A 266-nucleotide genomic window follows, 5' to 3' on the forward strand; every position below is an offset into this window, starting at 1 on the left:
CGTTCTTTCCCTCGGCAAGCGCCTGCGCCATGCCGGCGATCACGAAAGGTGAGCCGACCCTGGTGCGGACGACCTCGAACGAACCGCTCGCTTCAATGCCGGAATTGGAGGTGACGGGGGGGACAACCACGCCGGCGTCGAGAAAATTGGCGGTAATAAGCCCGATCAGGTCGCCGCGCAGAGGCACGCCGTTTTCATCGGCGAGCAGGGGGCGGTCGCCGTCGCCATCGGCGGAAACGATGGCGTCGAGACCGTGTTGCGGCGCC

1 pseudogene is annotated in these 266 nt (G+C 66.2%); it reads right to left on the reverse strand.

Annotated features, from left to right (window positions below):
• Window positions 1-266 (reverse strand): annotated as a pseudogene (locus SB816_RS32260) (phosphomannomutase); the annotation flags it as partial.

It is taken from the genome of Achromobacter sp. SIMBA_011 (assembly GCF_046535435.1).
Classification (GTDB): domain Bacteria; phylum Pseudomonadota; class Gammaproteobacteria; order Burkholderiales; family Burkholderiaceae_B; genus Achromobacter; species Achromobacter dolens.